Raw genomic sequence first — 14564 nt, forward strand, 5'->3', positions numbered from 1 at the left:
CCTGTCTGTCAGCCCGACGCGCCCTCACGGCGCGCCAGGAGGAAAAATCACCCATGCAGCCCCTCATCGACAACGCCCGCCGTTTCGGACAGCGCCCTGAGGAGTTCGCCCCGCTCGCCGAGGGCCAGTCCCCGGCCGCCCTGTTCATCACCTGCTCCGACTCCCGGGTCGTCCCCGCCCTCATCACCGGCGCCCGCCCCGGTGAACTCTTCGAACTGCGTACGGCGGGCAGCATCGTGCCCCCGTACGCCGACACCGCCCCCGCCGGCGAGACCGCCACCATCGAGTACGCCGTCGAAGTCCTCGGCGTACGTGACGTCGTGGTCTGCGGCCATTCGCACTGCGGCGCCGTCGGCGCCCTCGTCCGCGGTGACGACCTCAGCGCCGTACCCGCCGTCCGGAACTGGCTCGCCCACGCGGCTCCCGACGGAGCGCCCGGCCGCCCCGACGATCCGGCCGTCGCCGACGCGGTACGCGGCCACGTCCTCGCCCAGCTGCTCCGGCTGCGCTCCTACCCCTGCGTCGAGCGGCGCCTGACGGCGGGCGAGCTGCGCCTGCACGGCTGGTACTACGAGGTGCACACCGGCGCCGTCAGCGCGTACCGCCCGCAGACCGACTCCTTCGAAACCCTGTGAAGGGGGAGATCCGCATGCCGCCTTCCCCCTCCCGCGTCCCCGGCCCGCTCTCCCGCCTCCCTCGCCCCTCCCACCTCCCCCACCTCTCCCACCTCCGGCAGGACTTCGCCGCCTCACTCGTCGTCTTCCTCGTCGCGCTCCCGCTGTGCATCGGCGTGGCCGTCGCGTCCGGCGTACCGGCCGAACTCGGTCTGATCACCGGCATCGTCGGCGGTGTGGTCACCGGCCTGATGCGCGGCAGCAGCCTCCAGGTCTCCGGGCCGGCCGCCGGACTGACCGTGCTCGTCTTCGAGGCGGTCCGGGCCTTCGGTCTGCCCGCCCTCGGCATCGTCGTCCTCCTCGCCGGACTCCTGCAGATCGTCATGGGCGCACTCAGGTGGGGCCGTTGGTTCCGGGCCATCTCCCTGTCCGTCGTCGAGGGCATGCTGGCCGGCATCGGCCTCGTCATCATCGCGGGACAGCTCTACGCCGCCGCCGGCATCCCCGCCCCCGCCTCCGGCCTCGCCAAACTCGCGGGGCTGCCCGCCGCCCTCGTCAAGGCGCTGTCCAGCACGACCGCCCTCGTCTCCCTGGCCGTCGCCGCCGGCACCGTCCTCGTCCTCGTGACCTGGCGCCGGCTGCCCCGCGCCGCACGGGCCGTCCCCGGCGCGCTGGTCGCGGTCCTGCTGGCCGCCGTGGTGACCTGGCTGCTCGACCTGCCGGTCGCCACCGTGCGGGTGGCGGGCGTCCTCGACGCCGTACGCCTGCCCGGCGCGGACTCGCTCGCCGCACTCGCCGACCTCGCGCTCCTCGGCACCGTCCTGGCCTTCGCGCTGATCGCCTCTGCCGAGTCGCTGTTCAGCGCGGCGGCCGTCGACCGGCTGCACGCGGGCCCGCGCACCCAGTACGACAAGGAACTCGTCGCCCAAGGCGTCGGCAACACCGTCTGCGGCCTGCTCGGCGCCCTGCCCATGACCGCAGTGATCGTCCGCAGCTCGGCCAACGTGCAGGCAGGCGCCCGCACCAAGGCATCCCGGGTGCTGCACGGCGTCTGGCTGCTGCTCTTCGCGGCCCTCCTGCCGGCCACCCTGGGGTACGTGCCCCTCGCGGCGCTCGCCGGCATCCTCGTCCACGCGGGCTGGAAGCTGATCCCCTTCCGGGCCGTCGCGACCCTGTGGCGGACCCACCGCGGCGAGGCGCTCGTCCTGGTGGCGACGGCGGTGTCGATCGTGACGGTCAACATGTTCGAGGGCGTGCTGATCGGCCTCGTCCTCTCCGTGGCCAAGGCCGCCTGGGACGCCTCCCACCTGCGCATCGAGCGCACCGACGACGACGGCCGGGTCCGGGTCCGCCTCTCCGGTACGGTCACCTTCCTGCGCCTGCCGAAAATACTCGACGCGCTGGAGGCGCTTCCCCACGACCGGCCGGTCGAACTGGACCTCTCCCAGGTCCACCACCTCGACCACGCCTGCCGCTCCGCCCTCGAGGCCTGGGCAGCCCGCCACAGCCCCCACGGCCCGGACGCCGTCCGCCTGCACGCCGTGCCGGAGCGGCCCCGCGCCTCCGAGTCGTCGGGCACACCCCACTGAGGCCGGGCGGGCCGACCGGGCCGGGCCCGCCGCGGTCGACCTTGCCGGTCCGCCTCGCCGTGAGCGACCCGGTCGGGCCGTGTCGGATCCGGTCGTGCCGCGCCGCGGTGACCGCCTCGGTCGGCCCGCGCCGCGGTGACCGACCCGGTCGGGCGGGCCGTATCGCCGTGACCGACCCCACCGGGTCGCATTGCCGTGACCGACCCGGTCGGGCGGGCCGTATCGCCGTGACCGACCCCACCGGGTCGCATTGCCGTGACCGATCCCGCCGGGTCGCATTGCCGTGACCGATCCCGTCGGGTCGCGCCTCCGCTACCGACACGTAGCAGGGGAACGGGGGAACCGGAGGCGGCCCCAGCAGACGGCGCACCCGCCTGAGCTGCGCGGAGCCGCCCGGACCCGGGCGAGCACACTGCGGTCAGGACCGCTCGGCAGGATGATGGGTCCATGGATGGGCTGCCTTTCACCCCTCCCATCGAGACGGACGAAGGCGGGCACCTCGGCCCGCCCCCGGCCGCCTTCGCCCTGCTCGCCGCGGACGGCGTCCTCGTCGGGTGGAGCCGCGAGGCCGAGGATCTTCTGGGATATCCGGCTTCGCAGGTACTGGGACGGCAGGCGGCGGACCTGATCGTGACCTCTCCCGCCGATTCCCACGGACCGAAAGCGCCGCGGGCGGACCAGCGGCTGCGGCTCGGCGGGACGCGCAGTGCCGTTGTCGACGTGCGCCACCGCAGGGGAGACACCGTACGCGTGGCGGTGACCCTGCACCCCCTGACACCCGTCCCCGGCGGGACGCCCTCGACCGGGACGCCCTCGACCGGGACGCCCTCGACCGGGGCGCCCTCCATGGGGGCGCCCTCCGCCGTTCTCATGGCGGCTGAGCTGGAGGGGCTTCGGTGGTGGGAGACACGACAGGCGATGCTGCAGGGGCTCGTCACCCAGTCGCCGGTGACACTGACCATCTACGGCCCGGGAGCGCGCCTCCTGTGGGCCAACGCCTCCAGTATCCGGGAGCTCGGCGGCGACCTCACGTCACTGCTGGGCCGCTCCATGACCGAGCTCTTCCCCGGTGATGTCCTCACCACTCAGCATCTGGCGCCGCCGGAGGACTTCGTCCAACAGATCCTGGAGACCGGCGAACCGGTCATCGACGTGCACTTCCGAGGGCGCGCCCCGGCCGACCCGCGGCGCGAGCGCGTCTGGTCGTCGTCCTACTTCCGACTGGTGGACGGCCGCGGCGAGCCCGTGGGCGTGTGCGAGCAGTCCATCGACGTCACCGACCACTACCGCGCACAGCAGCGCCTGGCGCTCCTCGCGGAGGCCGGCGCACGGATCGGGTCGACGCTCGATCCGTCCCGAACGGCGGCGGAGCTCGCCGAGGTCGCCGTGCCGCACTGCGCCGACGCCGTGCTCGTCGACCTGGCGGCGGAGGTGCTCGAGGGAGAGGAACCGAAGCCCGTCACGGCGTGGGACCTCGTACGCGTGGCGGATTCCGATTCCGCCGGAGAATCTTCGAGGGTGGGAGAGCGGGTCGGCTACGCCGACGGATCGCCGCAGGCCGAGAGCCTGGCCAGCGGCCGTCCGACCACGGACGCCGCGGTCGCGCCGACACGGTTGTACGTCCCACTGATCGTGCGGGAGACGCCCTTGGGCCTCGTCACTTTCGCTCGGGGCGACCACTCGGAACCGTTCGACGACGGCGATCGCGCAGTGGCCGACGAGCTGGCGTCGAGGACCGCCGTCTGCATCGACAACGCCCGGCGGTACCGCCGAGAACGCACCGCCGCGTTCATGCTGCAGCGCAGTCTGCTGCCACGATCGCTTCCTGAGCTGAGCGCGGTCGAGGCGGCGAGCCGCTACCTGCCGGCCGACAGCCACCTCGGTGCCGGCGGCGACTGGTTCGACGTGATTCCACTGTCCGGCGCGCGGGTCGGACTCGTCGTCGGGGACGTCGTCGGGCACGGTCTGGAGGCCGCCGCGGCCATGGGGCGACTGCGCGCGATGGTGCGCACGCTGGCCGAGCTGGACCTCGCGCCCGACGAACTCCTGGCCCGACTGAACGATCAAGTCGGCAAGGACGCGTCGGACCAGAACGGTGACGGCTCGGAGGGCAGTGGCACCATCGGGGCGACGTGTGTCTACGGGATCTACGATCCGGCGTCCCGGACGAGCACCTGGGCGGGCGCGGGACACCTGGCGCCGGCCGTCGTGCAGCCGCACGGCCTCGTCGACTTCCTCCGCCTGCCGCCCGGGTCTCCTCTGGGGGTGGGACGGCTTCCGTACGAGAGCGCGGAAGTGGAGCTCGCCGAGGGAAGCCTGGTCGTCCTGTTCACGGACGGCCTCGTGGAGGCCGACGGGCAGGGCGTCGACGGGGGACTGGACCGGTTGGCCGCCGTCCTCGGCGAGCAGCGGGAATCGTCGCCCGACCGATTGTGCGCCCGGATCGTCGCGGAGCTGTCGTCGGCCCAGGTGCAGGACGACGACGTCACGCTCCTCGTCGTCCGCACCCGCGCGCTGGGGGCACGTCAGGTGGCGGCCTGGGACCTGCTCCCGGACCCTGCCCTCGTCGCCCGCGCGCGTTCGATGGCGACGGAACAGCTCACGAGGTGGGGACTGGACGAACTGGCCTTCACCACGGAGCTGGTGGTCAGCGAACTGGTCACCAACGCCATCCGTTACGCCTCCGGCCCCATCGGTCTGCGGTTGATCCGGGACCGTTCCCTCATCTGCGAGGTCTCCGACTCGCAGCACACCTCACCGCACGCACGTCACGCCGGCAGCGACGAGGAGGGCGGGCGTGGCCTGTTCATGGTCGCCCAGCTCACCGAGCACTGGGGTACGCGCTACATGCCGACAGGAAAGACGATCTGGGCGGAACAGGCCTTGCCGGCGGCGGCGGGGTGAGCACGCACTCCGCCGACGGAGCGAGGGTGTGGATCACCGCCTTCTCCCTGGGCGCCTTCCTCGCGGCCTCGAACGTCCTGCCGTGCCCTGCTGCGGTCGTGGTGCGCCGCCGCGACGGACGGGAACAGGACGCGTTGGCCGACGTCGTCCGAGGACGAGCGACGTGGCGAGGGGTGCCGACGGCCTCTCAACTCATGGCGCGTTCAGGCGGACGGCCAAGGCGGCGATGTCATCGTCGATGCTGCCCCTGCTGTAACGGAGGAGGTCGTGGTGCAGGGCCGTGAGGAGATCGCGGGGAGGCGTGGGGGGCTGGTCGCGCATCCATGCGGTCAACGGGAAGAACTCGCCGTCCCGGGCGCGGGTTTCGGCGATCCCGTCCGTGTAGAGGAGGAGCAGGTCGCCGGGAGCGAAGTCGTAGTCGTCCGCACGGTAGTGGTCACCGATCAGTTCGGCGAGGCTGAGCAACGGTGAGGGGGTGGACGGCTCGAGGGCGCGCACGTTCTTCTCGCTGCGGACCAACGGTGGGGGGTGTCCGCAGTTGACGATGGTGATGTGGCTGCCCTGGTGCGGGATCTCGACGAGCAGCGCGGTGGCGAAGCGCTCCATCGGTGCCTCGGGTGGATGGGCGGCGTTGTGCCGGGCGCAGCTGGCGTCGAGCTTGCGGGCGATGTCGGCCATGGAGGCCTCGCCGTGCGCGGCCTCCCGGAAGGCGTTGACGATCGCCGCGGCCGCCCCCACTGCCGGCAGGCCTTTGCCCCGCACGTCGCCGATGAGCAGCCGCACCCCGTACGGCGTGTCGATCACCTCGTAGAAGTCGCCGCCGATGCGGGCTTCCGCGGCGGCCGCGAGGTACAGCGATTCGATCTCGACGTTCCGGAAACGGTGCGGCAGGGGCCGCAGGACCACCTGCTGGGCCGCGTCGGCGACGAGCCGTACGTGAAAGAGGGTGCGCTCGCGTTGAAGCCGGACGTGGCTTCCGTATGCGGCGGCCACGGTGACCGCGATGATCCCTGCGCACGTCCACCACGTCCCCAGATCGGGGAAGACGAGGCTGAGGCCGATCATCAGCAGGAGGCAGACGGTTCCGAGCAGGACGGTCGGGAGGACCGGCCACATGGAGGCTGCCAGAGCCGGAGCCGCGGGCAGGAGGCGGCTGAAGGCCATCTCCGGCGGAGTGGCGTAGGCCAGGCTGGCGATCACGACGGTCAGAATCACCGGCGACAGCCGCACAAGCCTCCCGTAGCCGTAGCTCCGACGGAGCCACGGCCGTCCGGACTCGATCATGAATCCCAGAGTATCCGCAGTATCCGCCCGGGGCCCGCTAAGCGATGCGAGGAGCGTGCCCGCCGGTGACGGCGCGCCCCTGCCGCCGTGCGACGCCGCGACCGAGTGCTCTGCACGGACGCGGCGGCAGCGCGAGGGGTCACGGAGGGTGGAAGCGGGCGTCTACCAAGATCAGCCAGTCCTCGTGCTGCGCCGACCCCGCGGGCGCCGACGCGACGCCCCGGCGGCGGGCGGGCCCCTGACAACGCCCTGGCGGCGGGGGGCCTCTTACGACGCCCCGGCGGCGGGCGCATCTGACGACGCCCTGATGCAGCGCAGGAGCACCGGCACGATCAAGGTGAGGTCACCGCGTGTGATCCCACACCGTCTCGGCGCGGTAGGCCGGGCCTGTGATCGCCGTGAAGCACAGCGCGCAGAAGATCAGGTCGTTGCCCTCGTCCAAGACGAGCTCCGATGGCTGCCCTGGTACGGCTTTCGCCACCGCGAAGTCGATCGACGCCTCCAGGTAGCACTCCTGGGCGCTTTTGGTCGGCCAGAAGGGGTCCGTACCCCAGCGGCGCTGCGCCGGGCGGAAACGGTTTCCGGCCCGGACGAGCGCGTCGACCACGTCGTACATGTGCTGCTCCGAGTGCTCCATGGCCCAAGTCTGCCTCGTGCGTCCCGGGCACAGAGGAGAGGTGGACAGGGGCTGGGTGACCCGCCCGGGAGTGCGAGCGTCGACGCCGTCACTGACCATCCGGCCGCGTGGGGAGGCTGGCCCAGACGACCTTGCCGTGCCCGTGCCCGTGCCCGTGCCCGTGGCCGGGCGGCAGGTGGTGGGTGCCGTGGTGGTGTGCGAGTGCGGCGACCAGGGCCAGCCCGCGGCCGTGGGGGCTCCCCGGTGCCGGGTGGTACGGGGCGGGCAGGCGGGGGTCGTCGTCGCGGACCTGGATCCGGACGGACTCCTGGCCGGTCTCGATCACGAGCAGGGGGCGACCCCGGGTGTGGACGAGGGCGTTCGTGACCAGTTCGGACACGATCAGCAGCGTGCTGTCGAGGCATACGTGGTCCGTGATTCCCGCCGCGGTCAGGGCCTGGCGGGCCAGACGGCGGGCGCGGGCGATCTGGCTGGGGCCACGCCCCAGCAGCACGGCTCGGCCGCCGTGGGCGGGTGAGCCCGGTCGTCCGGGTGCGAGGTTCATCGCGACCTCTCCGGGGGCGCATGACGTGGTGCATTGCGCCTTCCCGCTGAACGCGGTCGCTCACGCGCAGATCGGCCCCAGTAATCGTCTGCAACGAAACTATCTGCTACGGTCTTCATTGTTGCTTCAACCGGCAGGGGGAGCCGCATGTTTGACGCGTCCGACTGCGCCCTCCCTCCCCGACTACCGAAAGCTGGCACCCATGAGCGAGCACGCCGCCGCCGGAACCACCACCAGTACCACCGTCGGCACTACCACCACCGGCACGACCACCACCGGCACGACGCGGAATGATGGCCCGGCCCCTCGGGTGCTCACCGACGAGGAGCTCTCCGGGCTGTTGCGGCAGGAGCGCTTCGGCGTACTCGCGAGTGTCCGGAGCACCGGCCACCCCCACTTGTCGACCGTCCTTTACGACTGGGACGCCGAGGAGCGCGTACTGCGGATCTCGTCGACCGCCGATCGCCTCAAGGTCCGCCAGTTGCGCCGCGACCCGCACGCCTCGCTGCACGTCAGCGGCCCGGACGTCTGGTCGTTCGCCGTCGCGGAGGGGGAGGCGGAGATAGTGGACCCGGCCGACGGAGCGGCCCCCGGTGGGCAGCCACTGCCTGACCGGCGCGTGACCATCCTGCTCCGGGTCTCCCGTCTCTACGGCACCGCCCTGGACATCCCCACCCAGAACTGAGGAACCGCGCACCGCCGACGGATCACGACCATGTCTTCCCCGTTCGAGCCGTCGCGTGGACCGCGACGGCCGACTCATGGATCGCGCGCACACCGCTTGGCCGAGGGGATGCTCCTGACACCGGAGGAGTGTGAGGCCGGACTGCGACGTGACTGCGTCAGCGGGTGCCCTCGCGGAACGTCTGCGGAACGCGCCCGCGACGTTCCGCACAGCGCGTTGCCGGGGAGAGGGGGCGGACAGGCATCGGGTCACAGGTCCCGGATGCGGGCGTGCAGATGCATGTCGTGCCGGCCGTCGTCGTGCAGGGCGGCACTGCGCTTGGTGCCTTCCAGGAGGTAGCCGGACTTCACGGCGACTCCGCAGGAGGCCTGGTTGCGCGTCGAATGGTCGAGCTCCAGTCGGTGGAAGCCGATTTCCTCCAGGGCCCAGCCGGAGAGCGCCGAGAGGGCGCGCGAGGCCACGCCGGCGCCACGGGCGGCCGGCAGCACCCAGTAGGCCACGTCGGCGACGCCGTCGTCGAAGTCCAGACCGCGCAGTGCGATCCGGCCCAGGACCTCCGCTCCGTCGCGCGTGATCGCCCAATGGCCGCCCTTCTCCCGCTCCCAGTCCTGACCGTACGCGTCGAACCACTCCAGGACCTGCGTCTCGTCGGAAGGCCGACGCGTGTGCCAGCGGCGGAGCTCGTCGTCCCGGTACGCAGAAAGGAAGACGGGCGCATCGGCCCGTTCCCAGGGACGCATCAGCAGACCACCGGCCACGGGAAGCACCGGTTGGGGGGAGCCGGACAGGACACCGGAGGCGATGACGGGCGGTGTCGACAGCGCGCGAGTCATACGTCATGATCACCAGGCCGTGATCCCGTACGTCAACCCCCACTGCCCGTGCACACGCCGATCCCAGGCCCAGGCCGACGGTCGCTGCCCCATTGCCGCACCGGTCGCCCGCGGCCGCGCCGGGTCGTGCGCGGGTCCGGCCGCGTCGCGGCGCCGCTCAGTCGTGAAGCCGCACGGGTTCGCCGCCTGACGGCGCAGTGGCGAAAGCGAAGAAGGGGCCCGCACGACATCGCGCTCGCCGTCCGGCCGATGGAACTCCACGCCGAACCGGTCGTACGTCACGGCGCCTTCGCCCGCCTCGAAATTCGCGGGCGACGGGGCGGGCGTGGCTCGTATGATCGCGGACGGGATGGGGCTCGTAGCGCAGTGGTTGTCGCGCCTTCACCGCATGTGGGAGGACACCGGTTCGAATCCGGTCAGCCCCATCCCCCCTGAGCGCACCGTGGCTTCCTGGTCGGCGGGCACCACCGCCCACGCCACGCGGCGCCTCTGGTCCTCCGGAGAGCGTCCTCAGCACATCCGGCGAGCCCCTGACCGCAGGCCGCGGCCAGGTCGGCGGCATCGTGGCGGCCCGATGGGCGGCAGTGCGTCGCCGAAGGCCACGGGCGTCACTGCGTACCGGTGGCGTTCGGGCCCCTGCCAGGAGCGGCGGTTTCAGGACCACAGGTTCGGGCCGGGGGTTTGGGAGGCCGCCCGGTGTGAATGGTCGGTGGCGCGCCGCTGTCTTCCCGCAGCGGGCACCAGCCGGGCGGCTCGTCGCGGGTACGGAGCGAGCCGCGCCCGGCCCGCCCACCGACGGCCGACCTGGTGGCCTGCACATCCTGGCAAGCCCCACAGTCCGCCGCCGGTACGGCGTCGTCAGATGATCCACCTGCCGCGCGCAGCTGCGCCTGGAGCCGGCGGCCCTGTCACGGAGCGATCCGCGGACGCGGAGCCGGAGGCCCGCCCTCCGGCCGGCGGTAGATCATGCGCATCCGAGGGGGAGAGATGCTGCCCGTCGTCCAGCCGGGCGGTGGGGCATCCGCTACTCGTGCCCCGTCGTCCAGCCGGGCGGTGGGGCATCCGCTACTCGTGCCGGCGCGTCCGTCGACCCGGCGCGATCGTCATCGCGGGACCACCACGATCGCGTTGCCGACCTTGCGCTCCGTGGGTGCGGCCGCCCGCCAGCTGTCCATCGGGCGGTTGTAGAGGGTGCCCTTGATCAGGAGGGTGGTGTCGCCCCCGGAGCCGAGGCTCAGGGCGTCCTTCGCGCCGAGCCACTGCATGAGGGCTGCGGCCTCATGGATGGTGACGCCGACGCTGGTCTGCGGCAGCCTTCCGTCCACGGTCACGAGCAGCAGTTCCCCCGTCGCGGTGACCCCGGCCAGGGTGCGGGGGTGCCGTTGAACGACGGCGTTGGTCACGACGTTGCTGTCGGGGTTGAGCATGCCGTTGGCGTCGGCGTTGATCAGTACCTCGCCGTTGCGGACCAGGGCGGGTCCGCCCCCCGCCGCGGCGGAAAGGGTAGGGCTGGTCACCGACGCACCCTTGGAGTCCGTGATGCTCGTACCCGGCTTGAAGGCCTTCCCGGGCAGGCTGTGGGCCCGCAGCCAGTCCGCGCCGGCGCCGATTCCCTGCAGGACGCGGCTGCCTGCGGGGATCGGGCCGCCGGCGGGGTCGCGGACGTCCTTGACGACCCAGTTTCCGTCCATGACGACGTCCACGCTGTTGGTCACCCCGGCTCGGGGCGAGGGCGTTTCGCTGCCCCACTCCGGACGGAAGACGACGACTTCGTTGTCGTCGACGCACAACGTGTTGCGCAGCGGCCGCAGTTCGGGGACGAGCCGCCCCGCCCCGTCCTTGCGGGCGTCGTCGCCGATACCGCCGCAGCCGATGTTGCGTCCCGGCACCCGGTTGATGCCGTCGATCGCCCGGACCGCGCCGTCGTGCGCGGTCACCTGTGTACGGGAACTGACCTCGTCGACGCGGACCCGGGACCCTGCTCCTTCGAGGAGCAGCGCGGTCCGCCCGTTGTTGGCCTCGCTCAGCAGGTTGTTGCCCTGGACGTAGAGGCCTTGCGGATCGCCGTCGAAGCCGGAGAAGGACGGGTTGTTGGGCGAGTCGATGTCGAAGTCGGAGCCGTTCACCGCTACCAGGGCGCCGGCCGCCTCGCCCATGTCCCGTACCGTCTGCGCCGAAGCGACGTCGCTTCCGTGGACGGCCTTGAACGTGAGGGCTGCTGACGGGTCGATCCTCACCACCCGTACTTCCCACGGGCCGGTGCTCGGGTTGCCGTCCTGCGCCGTGTAGACGGTGCGCCCGGTGAAACCAGCCGCCTGCAGCGACTGCAGCAATGCGTCCGCCTCCGCGGGCCGATCAGCGCCGAACGCACCCACGCGCACCATGTGCTGCCGCGGCAGCCCCGCCCCCACGCCGGGGCCGGCCGGGAGCTCGCGGACGTCCACCCGTCCGGTGAACCCCTTGGCCGCCAACCTGCCGACCAGGTCATCGGCGTAGACCCTGTTGCCGACCGACCAGGACGAGCCCGTGATGAGGAGCTCGACCGACCAATTGTCGGTGGCCTGGCCCTGGGTGTACTTCTCGTAAGTGATCCCGGGCGAAACCACCTCAGCGGGTTTCACCACGGTCACCAGGCCCTCGGGCCCCAGCGGCATACGGCCGACCGGGGCCTGTGCCGCGCCCTCGGTGGCCATGGCCGTGGCGGTCGCACCCGTCGGCGACAGGGCGGCCATTGCGCCCAGCGCAACAGCCAGAGCCGTCATACGGCGCACTCGCTTCATTCTCGGAACTCCTCGACAAGGCAGGACGGGACGCAGCACGGCGGACCACAGGGAACGGCTGATCACTTCCGCCCGTGTCCGGCCGACGGAGCTGCTCTGACAGTGATCATGTCACTGTCACCATGGGAGAGGTTCTCGGAAGATCCGGTCCTGAAGCTCCAGGCGAAACGGGCAACGAGCACGACGCTCGACCGGGCGGATGCCGGCACTGCTTCGTCGAGGACGTGACAGGCCGGCCACCGGTGCGCGCCTCACAGCCCAGGAGCGGGCGGTCTTACTGATCGTTTCAGAATGCGGTTCGTAGGCGGCGGAGGCATATGAGGCTGCAGGCCAGTTCGAGCAGGCCCTGGTGGAGATCGGCGCGTCGTTCGTATCGGATGCGGAGCCGTTTGAACCGGTGCAGCCATGCCGAGCCGGGTGCAGCCAGGCGAAGGCGCGCTCGACCACCCAGCGCACCTTGCCCAGTCCGGAACCGTGGGCGACGCCGCGTCGCGCGATCATCGGCTTGATGCCGCGCTTCCACAGCAGGCGGCGGTACTTGTCGAAGTCATAGCCCCGGTCCGCGTACAGCCGCCGGGGCCTGCGGCGGGGGCGTCCCCGCAGCCCGCGAATCGATGGGACGGCGTCGAGCAGGGGCAGAAGCTGGGTGACGTCGTGCCGGTTGCCACCGGTCAGTGTCACGGCGAGCGGGGTTCCGTGGCGGTCGACGATCAGGTGGTGCTTGGAGCCGGGGCGGGCGCGGTCGACGGGTGAGGGGCCGACATGATCCCCCCTTTGAGGGCCCGGACGTGCGCCCCGTCCACGGAGCAGTCGTCCAGGTCCAGCAGGCCCGCACGGCGCAGCTCGGCCAGCAGGGCGGCGTGCAGGCGTGGCCAGACGCCTGCCTCGGTCCAGTTCCGCAGCCGGCGCCATGCCGTCACGCCGGAGCAGCCCACGGTCTCCACGGGGACATCGCGCCACGCGACACCGGTCCGCAGTACATACATGACGCCAGCGGGTGCCACTCGGTCGGGAACGCGCAGCCGCCCGGGGTGGCGATGGCGCCGTTCGGGAGTAGGCGGCAGCAGCGGGGCCACCCGCTCCCACAGGGAGTCAGGAACAAGATCAGCACGCACCCCGGACACCCTGCCGATCAAGATCGTCGAGCACAAGACCCGCGGCTCAACTCATTCTGAAGCGATCAGTTAGAAGAGCTCGACCACGATGGCGACGCTCACGGCGGTGATGGCGAGGCCGACGAGAAGGATGACCAGGGAGAAGGAAGTGAGCCACACCTTGCGGAGCCACGAGTGCACGAAGGTCGATATGTCGGGACGCCCCGGGCGGTAGGCGACCTGGACGGTCGGGGCAGTGCTCCTTCCGAGCAGGTCGATGCGGCTGTGGGTCGTGCCCTGCATGTCGGTATACACGTAGCTCACGCCGTTGCGTTTCGCCTCGACGGTGATGCCGTGCCGGGGCAGGTACCAGATGTCGTACATCCCCCTCATCGACACGGCGCCGAACGCGGTGACCCCCACGCCGAACGGGGTGACCAAGAGGAACAGGACCGCCCTCTCGATCGGCCCCAGGATCCCGATGACCACGGCCATCGCGACGATCAGGAGGCCGGCGGTCCAAGCCCAGAATGTGAACCTTCGGAACCGCGCGTCCTCGTCGGACTCCGTCAGCGTGCTGACGGTGACGAGGGCCGATCCGTCGGTGGCCTCCGCGGACTCGTCCGCGCGCTCGGGCAGGCTTGCGCTGACCGCGTCGGCGAACATCGTGGCCGCCGCCTCGCTCACGCCCCCGACCCGATGGGCGGGCGGGGTCGATCCGGCCGGGCCGGTGAGCTCCACGGCGACGGCACGGCCCTCCGCCCGGACCGTCCGGATGGCCTGGAACGGAATCCGCGTCTCCTCGCGCCCTCGGGTCAACACGAGGTCGTCGTCTTCGGCTTGGAGGATGACTCCGCCGGAGCCGCGTAGGACGGGTATCGGTGAGGTGATCGGCATGGGCGTGATCGTAGGGGGCAGCCATCCGATCAGCCAGGGGCTGCTACGGCGTCACCCTGTTCAGGTAAGGCTCGACGGTCTTGCTCCAGGCCTGGGGGTGCTCGTAGTGGAGGAGGTGGCCGGCGTCGGGGATCTCCGCGTACGTGCCGTGGGGCAGGACTCGGACCATCTCCTGGGCCTCCGCACGAACGACGCGCTGATCTCCACCAGGGCCTGCTCGAACCGGCCTGCAGCCTCATATGCCTCCGCCGCCTACGAACCGCATTCTGAAACGATCAGTTAGCCACGTGACCGCGTCTGCCGGGCCTTCTCGGCCGCCGCGGATCCGCCGCCGGCGCCCGGCGCGACGCCGACCGCGTCGGGATCGCCGCGCAGTTCGAGCCTCTGCAGAAGGATCGCCATCAGGCGCCGGACCGTCCGCTCGGAGAGACCGAGGCGGTCGGCGATCGCCCTGCTTCCCAGCCCCTGAGCCATCAGACGCACGAGGACCTGCTCGCGTGGCGTGAGCGGTTCGTCCGGGTGCTGGGTTTCCCCTTCCGGTGAGGCCGGCGGGTGGGCCGGGTCGGCCGGGTCCGGCTCCTGCATCCAGGTCAGCAGCTTGCGCCTGTCCTCCTCGGTCTCTTGCGCAGAGGGCGACACCCCGTGAACCTGTGCGGTCTGGAGGAGCAGTGAGACGTAGCCGGCGTCCTGTGCCTCGTCTTCA

At 71.6% G+C, this 14564-nt stretch carries 11 protein-coding genes, 1 tRNA gene and 2 pseudogenes; 5 read left to right on the forward strand and 9 right to left on the reverse strand.

Features of this window, described 5'->3' with window-relative positions; translation table 11 throughout:
- The first annotated feature begins 53 nt into the window (after positions 1-53).
- The 3 genes from AB0M16_RS20155 to AB0M16_RS20165 all read left to right on the forward strand — a co-directional run bounded on the left by AB0M16_RS20155 (position 54) and on the right by AB0M16_RS20165 (position 5107).
- Positions 54-635 carry a carbonic anhydrase gene (locus AB0M16_RS20155; RefSeq protein WP_365344667.1) on the forward strand — a complete coding sequence of 194 codons (582 nt, stop codon included), beginning with the start codon at positions 54-56 and terminating at the stop codon, positions 633-635.
- Positions 636-649: 14 nt separating this feature from the next.
- Positions 650-2203 (forward strand): SulP family inorganic anion transporter, encoded by a 1554-nt coding sequence (locus AB0M16_RS20160; RefSeq protein WP_365344669.1) that lies wholly within the window; start codon positions 650-652, stop codon positions 2201-2203.
- 447 nt (positions 2204-2650) lie between these two features.
- Positions 2651-5107 carry a SpoIIE family protein phosphatase gene (locus AB0M16_RS20165; RefSeq protein WP_365344671.1) on the forward strand — a complete coding sequence of 819 codons (2457 nt, stop codon included), beginning with the start codon at positions 2651-2653 and terminating at the stop codon, positions 5105-5107.
- Positions 5108-5299: 192 nt separating this feature from the next.
- On the opposite strand, the gene AB0M16_RS20170 is transcribed toward AB0M16_RS20165, so the two are convergent.
- From AB0M16_RS20170 to AB0M16_RS20180, 3 genes are all read right to left on the reverse strand, one after another.
- On the reverse strand, positions 5300-6391 hold the full coding sequence (locus AB0M16_RS20170) for a PP2C family protein-serine/threonine phosphatase (protein ID WP_365344673.1): 1092 nt from the start codon (positions 6389-6391) through the stop codon (positions 5300-5302).
- Between the two features lie 343 nt (positions 6392-6734).
- Positions 6735-7028, reverse strand: coding sequence for a hypothetical protein (locus AB0M16_RS20175; RefSeq protein WP_365344675.1), 294 nt, complete (start codon positions 7026-7028; stop codon positions 6735-6737).
- Positions 7029-7116: 88 nt separating this feature from the next.
- On the reverse strand, positions 7117-7572 hold the full coding sequence (locus AB0M16_RS20180) for an ATP-binding protein (protein ID WP_365344677.1): 456 nt from the start codon (positions 7570-7572) through the stop codon (positions 7117-7119).
- Between the two features lie 202 nt (positions 7573-7774).
- Between AB0M16_RS20180 and AB0M16_RS20185 the strand changes: the two genes are divergently transcribed.
- Positions 7775-8257, forward strand: coding sequence for a TIGR03618 family F420-dependent PPOX class oxidoreductase (locus AB0M16_RS20185; protein ID WP_365344679.1), 483 nt, complete (start codon positions 7775-7777; stop codon positions 8255-8257).
- 248 nt (positions 8258-8505) lie between these two features.
- On the opposite strand, the gene AB0M16_RS20190 is transcribed toward AB0M16_RS20185, so the two are convergent.
- The gene (locus tag AB0M16_RS20190; RefSeq protein ID WP_365344681.1) at positions 8506-9090 is read right to left on the reverse strand and encodes a GNAT family N-acetyltransferase; all 585 of its coding nucleotides are present in this window, start codon (positions 9088-9090) and stop codon (positions 8506-8508) included.
- 351 nt (positions 9091-9441) lie between these two features.
- On the opposite strand from AB0M16_RS20190, the gene AB0M16_RS20195 reads away from it, so the two are divergent.
- Positions 9442-9515: transfer RNA gene (locus AB0M16_RS20195), tRNA-Ala, on the forward strand.
- Between the two features lie 678 nt (positions 9516-10193).
- Here AB0M16_RS20195 and AB0M16_RS20200 read toward each other — a convergent pair.
- The 5 genes and pseudogenes from AB0M16_RS20200 to AB0M16_RS20220 all read right to left on the reverse strand — a co-directional run bounded on the left by AB0M16_RS20200 (position 10194) and on the right by AB0M16_RS20220 (position 14446).
- Positions 10194-11870, reverse strand: a complete 1677-nt coding sequence (locus tag AB0M16_RS20200; RefSeq protein ID WP_365344683.1) for a phosphodiester glycosidase family protein — start codon at positions 11868-11870, stop codon at positions 10194-10196.
- Positions 11871-12156: 286 nt separating this feature from the next.
- Positions 12157-12985: pseudogene (locus AB0M16_RS20205) on the reverse strand (IS5 family transposase).
- Positions 12986-13054: 69 nt separating this feature from the next.
- On the reverse strand, positions 13055-13861 hold the full coding sequence (locus AB0M16_RS20210) for a hypothetical protein (RefSeq protein ID WP_365344685.1): 807 nt from the start codon (positions 13859-13861) through the stop codon (positions 13055-13057).
- A 43-nt stretch (positions 13862-13904) separates the two neighbouring features.
- Positions 13905-14054 (reverse strand): annotated as a pseudogene (locus AB0M16_RS20215) (alpha/beta hydrolase); the annotation flags it as partial.
- Positions 14055-14140: 86 nt separating this feature from the next.
- Complete coding sequence (locus tag AB0M16_RS20220) at positions 14141-14446, reverse strand: LuxR C-terminal-related transcriptional regulator (protein ID WP_365344795.1); 306 nt, start codon at positions 14444-14446, stop codon at positions 14141-14143.
- Positions 14447-14564 lie beyond the last annotated feature (118 nt).

The sequence above is a fragment of the Streptomyces sp. NPDC051921 genome (genome assembly GCF_040680975.1).
Taxonomy (GTDB): domain Bacteria; phylum Actinomycetota; class Actinomycetes; order Streptomycetales; family Streptomycetaceae; genus Streptomyces.